Below are 6,679 nucleotides of genomic sequence, written 5' to 3'. Positions count from 1 at the left end.
CCCAAGGGCAGATTCGAACTTGCCGACAAGGGAACGATCTTCCTTGACGAAATAGGAGACCTCACTCAGGACTGTCAGGTGAAACTGCTGCGCGTACTGCAGCAGCACACATTCGAACGCCTTGGCGAAAGCCGCACGCGAAAAACCGACATCCGTGCCATATGCGCCACTAACGCCGACCTGCCGGCAATGGTCAGGGAACACACCTTCCGCGAAGACCTCTTTTACCGTATAAACCTTATCACGCTGCGCATACCCCCACTCCGTGAGCGTCGCGACGACATTCCTCTCCTCGCAAGGAATTTCATGGAGTCGGCATCAAGGTCTCACGGCATCCGTTGCCCGGAGATTTCTCATGAGGCGCTCGGTTACCTTTCGCGTCTCCCCTATCCGGGCAATGTGAGACAACTCAAGAACATGGTCGAGAGAGCCGTGCTGATGTGCGCCGGCGGCATACTGGAAAAATGCGATTTCGAGGCAGACGGAAACATTCAGGATGTTTCCGCAACCGACTTGAAAGGAAGTCTTGAGGGCGCCACTCTCGAAGACCTTGAGGCGGCAGCTATCGCCGAGGCTGTCAGAAAGTATGACGGCAACCTGTCAAGAGTGGCGGCGGCGCTCGGCATAACACGACAGTCGCTTTATCGCAAAATTGAGAAACATGGCATCGACATTTCGTGATTCCGGCATATGAGACCACACGTCATACTGAATATCCTTCTCCTGCTTTCCGCAGCCTGTGCCCCGGCAGCGTGCATTATGCTTCCTTCTCCTGCAAGATGGTGGTGCGCAGGAATTGCCGCGATGTCGTTCATTCTTCTTCTGCTGCTTCGCAGGAGCATCGTAAAGCCGTTGTCGGCGGCACAGCGCGGTCTTGATCTCCTTCGCGCCCAGGATTTCAACAACCGACTGATAAAAGTGGGCGAACCGGGTGCCGACCGCATCGTGTCTCTCTTCAATGACCTTATGACGCGTCTGAAAAACGAGCGGCTGCGGCTTAAGGAACAGGATACATTCCTCAGGCTTCTTATCGAGGCGTCGCCGATGGGCATTATTCTGCTTAACCTCGACGGCAGAGTGTCGATGACCAACGGGGCATTCATCAGAATCGCGGAGATCAGGAATGAGGATGGCATAGCCGGCAAAAGACTCGACGAACTGGACTCCCGCATTGTAAGAACGCTACTCGACATACCACAGGGAGAAAGTCGTGTCATCAGGCAGGACGGTTCCCGTCTGTACCGGGGATATCACCTGCAGTTTCTGCAAGAGGGGTTTCACCGTCATTTTTATCTTGTGGAGACTCTTACCGATGAACTGAGAACAGCTGAGAAAGAGGCATACGAAAAGGTGNTACGCATGANTTCCCATGAGGTCAACAACACCATGGGGAGCGTGCTGACAGTCCTTGAGACCCTTGCCGAAGACACAGCCGGAGACCCGGACCTGAACGAGACAATTGAAAGTTGCAGGGAAAGGTGCGCGGGGATGTGCGGTTTCATAGATTCTTTCGCGGAGCTTGCCAGAATACCGGATCCTGTTCTCAGACAAGTAGACATGAATGCGGAAATCACCGGAATGCTGCCATTTCTGCGCCTTATGGCAACCGACAGTTGCGTGATTACCTTCAACAACGAAAACCGCCCTCTCCCGGAAATCGAGAAAGAGCGGATGTATGTCAATGCCGATATGCCCCTTTTGCAGCAGGCTATTGTCAATATCGTGAAAAACGCAGTGGAGAGCATCTCCGGAAATGGAAACCGCGACGGTGTGATTCATATCGCCACGGAAAATGAAAACGGCTCTGTCACATTGACAATATGCAATAACGGCGCGGAAATCTCCGAAGAGACGGCTTCACGTCTTTTCAGCCCGTTCTTCTCGACAAAGCATTCCGGACGCGGGCTGGGGCTCACGGTAGTGTCGGAGGTGTTGCGCAGGCACGGTTGCTCGTTCTCGCTGCGCACCGGGCAGGATTCACTGACCCGCTTCACAATCCGCTTCCCGGGGCAACGTGAGGTGAAGCGCCGCCCAGCCGAGAATGCCGGCAAGAAGTGAGCCTGCAAGAATACCGAGCTTTGAGTCGTTTAGAAGCTGGGAAGTGACGGGGTCTCCGGTGCCGAACGAGAGTGTGGCGATAAAGAGCGACACCGTGAAACCGATACCGCCGAGCAATGAGACTGCGGCAAGACTTCCCCATGTGGAGCCTTCCGGCATAGGTGCCCATTTCAACAATATGCATAATGCCGCAAAAAGGAAAATCCCGAGGAATTTACCACCTATCAGACTCACGATTATAGCCGGGGCGATGCCATGGAACAGCTGGCTGATTTCCATGTTGCCGAAAAAGATACCGGCATTGGCGAAAGCGAAAAGCGGCACTATGATGTAGTTGACCAGGGGATGCAGTGTGTCTTCCATATCTTGGAGCGGAGAGATTACTTTGTCGGATGATGACTCTATCTCTTTGAGCCAGTTCATCTGCTCTTTGCTCAGAATGGTGCGCGAATTGAGATGTTCGTCATCCTCGTGGGCGAAAAACGATATGTTCTGCCTGATGGTCTTGATATATTTCATAGGTGCGTAGACAGGTTTAGCCGGAACGCAGAATGCCACAAGCACACCGGCGATTGTGGGATGTATGCCGGCGTTGAGGAAACAGAACCATACGACCGCTCCCAGAAACACATAGAACATCTTGGACTGTATGCCCAACTTGCCTCCCACAAACAGCACGAGCATACAGGCGGCGGCATAAAGCAGCAGCATGTAGTCGATATGTGTGCTGTAGAACGCGGCTATGACGATGATGCCTCCTATGTCATCGACTACAGCCAAGGTGGTCAGAAACACTTTCAGACCTATAGGCACTCGATTGCCGAGCATGGCGAGGACTCCCAGGGAGAAGGCAATGTCGGTTGCCATAGGAATTGCTGCGCCGCCGGCATATGCGGTACCTTTCGACATGAACCAGTAGATAAGCACGGGCACTCCCATGCCGCCTATAGCCGCGATGATGGGAAGCAATGCGTTGCGGAACGACGAAAGTTCTCCCACAAGCACCTCGCGCTTGATTTCCAGACCTACGGAGAAAAAGAAAAGCGCCATCAGCGCGTCGTTGATAAACGCCATGATCGACATCGGTGCGCCATGATGGCTGAAAAGATTGAAATCTCCTACGCGAAGCTCGACCTCGTTAAGCCATATCGATTCATATATCTCTCGTGTGAACGGCAGATTGACCACCAGCAGTGCCAGCGCGGTCGCAAATATAAGCACATTGCCGCCGCTGGCATAATTCTTTATTGTCTTTTGTGCAGTATAAAATACAGAAGCCATTTTGGGTAATGATTGGTTTGTACATAATGGGCTGAATCCCAGACATGAGGTTCAGGATTCAACTCGAAACGGGTTATTTCCCCTTTATGCGGGATTGGGATTAAAACGGTTGTCAAGTATGGCGAAAAGCTGCTCTGACGCCTCTTTGGTCTTGACTTTCTCTATGACATCGGTCACAACTCCATTCTCATCTGTCACGAATGTAGTGCGAACGATACCCATATATTCCCTTCCTGCCATCTTTTTCTTTTGCCATACTCCCGCCGATTCACAGAGCGCATGCTCCGTGTCTGCCACAAGAGGAAAACTCAATGCAAACTTGGCTGCAAATCTATTATGGCTCTCCGGAGAATCTTTGCTCACTCCGATGACCTGATATCCCATCTTCTCGAAAATGGAATAATTATCGCGGAAGTTACAAGCCTCGGCAGTGCATCCGGGTGTGTTGTCTTTAGGGTAGAAATAGATTATAAAACGTCTGCCGGGATAATCAGACAGTTTAACTTCTTTACCTTCGGCGTCAACGCCTAATACATCAGGGAATTTGTCACCTATATTCATAATAGTGTTTACATTAAATTATAGCTATAAAGACCACAGGAGCCTCTATAGCTATAACAATTATTTAACTGTTTTTCTTAATCGAGTTTCAAGACTGCGAGGAATGCTTTCTGAGGCACCTCTACAGAACCGATCTGTTTCATGCGCTTCTTACCGGCTTTCTGTTTCTCCAACAGCTTGCGTTTACGCGATATGTCGCCACCATAACACTTGGCTGTAACATCCTTACGCACTGCCTTGATCGTTTCACGGGCTATGATTTTAGCTCCGATTGCAGCCTGGATGGCGATGTCGAACTGCTGGCGAGGAATCAGTTCCTTCAGTTTCTCACACACGCGGCGACCGAATCTCACGGCATTCGCCTCATGCGTCAGTGTGGAAAGCGCATCCACGCTCTCTCCGTTAAGGAGAATGTCAAGCTTCACAAGCTTGGACTCCCTGTAATCGTGGATATGATAATCGAAAGAGGCATAACCTTTGGATATCGATTTCAGTTTATCATAGAAATCTATCACGATCTCGCCCAGAGGCATGTCAAACGTAAGCTCCATCCTGTTACCGGATATATATTCCTGTTTCACGAGTTCTCCGCGTTTGCCGAGGCAAAGCGTCATGATCGGGCCGATGAAATCCGCTTGCGTGATGATTGTGGCGCGTATATACGGCTCCTCGATATGGTCGATAAGTGTTGCCTCAGGCAAGCCGGACGGATTATGCACCTCGGTCTTGTTGCCCTTCTTGTCATATACAAGATAGGAAACGTTAGGGACAGTGGTTATGACATCCATGTCAAACTCTCTTCCGAGACGTTCCTGTACAATCTCCATATGCAAGAGTCCCAAGAAACCGCAACGGAAACCGAAACCGAGAGCCGCAGAGGATTCCGGCTGGAAAGTCAGCGAAGCATCGTTGAGCTGCAGTTTCTCAAGCGAGGCGCGAAGATTCTCGAAATCCTCCGTCTCGATCGGGTATACTCCGGCAAACACCATCGGCTTCACCTCTTCGAAACCGGCTATGGCGTTCGCGCACGGACGGTTGACATGAGTGATCGTATCGCCCACCTTGACCTCTTTCGAACTCTTGATACCGGAGATTATATATCCCACGTTGCCTGCCGAGAGTTCCTTGCGCGGCGCCATGTCAAGTTTGAGCACGCCGATCTCGTCGGCGTGATATTCCTTCCCTGTAGACACGAATTTCACGAAATCGCCGGTCCTTACAGTTCCGTTTACTATCTTGTAATAGGCTATGATTCCCCTGAACGGATTGAAGACTGAATCGAAAATCAGAGCCTGCAGCGGCGCCTCGGGATCTCCCTGCGGCGCGGGCACCCTTTCCACGATGGCACGCAGGATGTCATCGACACCCATGCCGGTCTTTCCGCTGGCACGTATGATCTCGTCATGTCCGCAACCGAGCAGATCAACTATCTGGTCTTCAACCTCCTCCGGTTTCGCGCTGTCAAGGTCGCACTTGTTGATAACCGGAATTATCTCAAGGTCGTTGTCGATAGCCATATATAGATTGGATATCGTCTGCGCCTGAATACCCTGCGATGCATCGACTATAAGCAACGCACCTTCGCATGCGGCGATCGAGCGCGACACCTCATACGAGAAGTCGACGTGTCCAGGAGTGTCAATCAGGTTGAGAGTATATCTTTCACCGTCAAGCTCATAATCCATCTGAATCGCATGGCTCTTGATAGTTATGCCGCGTTCGCGCTCAAGGTCCATATCATCGAGCACCTGCGCCTCCATATCTTTTCCTACCACTGTATTCGTGCGTTCAAGCAGACGGTCGGCAAGCGTCGACTTTCCGTGATCGATATGAGCTATAATGCAGAAATTCCTTATATTCTTCATCTTTAAACAAATTCGACTGCAAAATTAGTCATAAATTATGGAATTTACAACCATCAGCCAATAAGCAGAAGTATCATAAGCGATTATCACTTATTAAGCAATGTCCGATAAAGCAAAAAACGGAGGAAGCTTGCTCCTCCGTTTATAAATCAAGATCCTCTATTATCGCCATGTCAGCGTCATAACTGCAGTGTCTTTTTTATCCTTGCCGGTTATCTTTGTTGGATAGCCGTTGGCATTGACTTCATAGCTCAATTGCCACAGGGGTTCTCCATCGTTTCCGGAAATAACAAGATTCTTCGGAAGATTACCAAAATATCCCTGCTGCTGCAGGAAAGGATCCCAATAAGACCCACCCAGCAACTCCACTTGAAACTGAATCCTGCCATCAACGCACCGCAAACCATTGCCACACAAACAAATTTAGTTGTTTTCATTTTTATTGTTATTATGAGTATGTCAATCCGAATATCAATTATGAGTATGACATCGAAATTATTTAATGTATTGATTAGTCATACTTAATAAGAGCATTAGTATTCCTTGGATACACAATTCACCTTGATATCAAATCTTTGAAAAGTCATCGACTTTAGTAATCAACTCACATCCTTTACCAAACAGACGCACGTTTTTGATTTGCGACCCGGAAAGATTATTATCCACAAGGTATGCTTTGATTTCTTCCATCATCCACAATTTATCTCCGACACCTCCCTTTGAGAAATCGCAATGTGAAAGCTCAGCAATGGAATGAGTTTCTCCGCCATATTCAAACTGAATAATATTTAGTTGTAGTTTAGCGTTTAGTTTAGTTTGGCGGTTTCAACAACAGCCTATGTCTAGTCCGGAAAAGTGTTGACCGTCAGATTCAACATTTTTTAGTAAAATGTGTGAAGAAAACAAAAAATTCT

Annotated in this window: 6 protein-coding genes; 2 read left to right on the top strand and 4 right to left on the bottom strand. The window is 49.2% G+C overall.

The features are described from left to right. A partial coding sequence (locus JX312_RS07380; protein WP_204457555.1) for a sigma 54-interacting transcriptional regulator occupies positions 1–681 on the top strand: 681 nt, incomplete at its 5' end. Between the two features lie 9 nt (positions 682–690). After that, positions 691–2,058 carry a PAS domain-containing sensor histidine kinase gene (locus JX312_RS07375; RefSeq protein WP_204457554.1) on the top strand — a complete coding sequence of 456 codons (1,368 nt, stop codon included), beginning with the start codon at positions 691–693 and terminating at the stop codon, positions 2,056–2,058. Here JX312_RS07375 and nhaA read toward each other — a convergent pair. From nhaA to JX312_RS07355, 4 genes are all read right to left on the bottom strand, one after another. Continuing rightward, a complete protein-coding gene (gene nhaA, locus JX312_RS07370; RefSeq protein ID WP_204457553.1) occupies positions 1,978–3,339 on the bottom strand; it encodes a Na+/H+ antiporter NhaA in 1,362 nt (453 codons plus the stop codon). The two genes, JX312_RS07375 and nhaA, sit on opposite strands and share 81 nt — an antisense overlap. Positions 3,340–3,423: 84 nt before the next feature. Then, the gene (bcp, locus tag JX312_RS07365; protein ID WP_123405630.1) at positions 3,424–3,900 is read right to left on the bottom strand and encodes a thioredoxin-dependent thiol peroxidase; all 477 of its coding nucleotides are present in this window, start codon (positions 3,898–3,900) and stop codon (positions 3,424–3,426) included. A gap of 77 nt (positions 3,901–3,977) precedes the next feature. After that, a complete protein-coding gene (gene lepA / locus JX312_RS07360; RefSeq protein ID WP_204457552.1) occupies positions 3,978–5,765 on the bottom strand; it encodes a translation elongation factor 4 in 1,788 nt (595 codons plus the stop codon). A gap of 162 nt (positions 5,766–5,927) precedes the next feature. Then, complete coding sequence (locus tag JX312_RS07355; protein WP_204457551.1) at positions 5,928–6,182, bottom strand: hypothetical protein; 255 nt, start codon at positions 6,180–6,182, stop codon at positions 5,928–5,930. Positions 6,183–6,679 lie beyond the last annotated feature (497 nt).

It is taken from the genome of Barnesiella sp. CU968, assembly GCF_905219685.1.
GTDB classification, from domain to species: Bacteria; Bacteroidota; Bacteroidia; order Bacteroidales; family Muribaculaceae; genus Lepagella; species Lepagella muris_A.
This window is presented reverse-complemented; position numbering and strand designations above follow the sequence as displayed.

What these genes read in the sequence shown, in the direction of transcription:
- nhaA (WP_204457553.1), bottom strand. Translation starts at nt 3,339, where the DNA reads ATGGCTTCTGTATTTTATACTGCACAAAAGACAATAAAGAATTATGCC.
- bcp (WP_123405630.1), bottom strand. Translation starts at nt 3,900, where the DNA reads ATGAATATAGGTGACAAATTCCCTGATGTATTAGGCGTTGACGCCGAA.
- lepA (WP_204457552.1), bottom strand. Translation starts at nt 5,765, where the DNA reads ATGAAGAATATAAGGAATTTCTGCATTATAGCTCATATCGATCACGGA.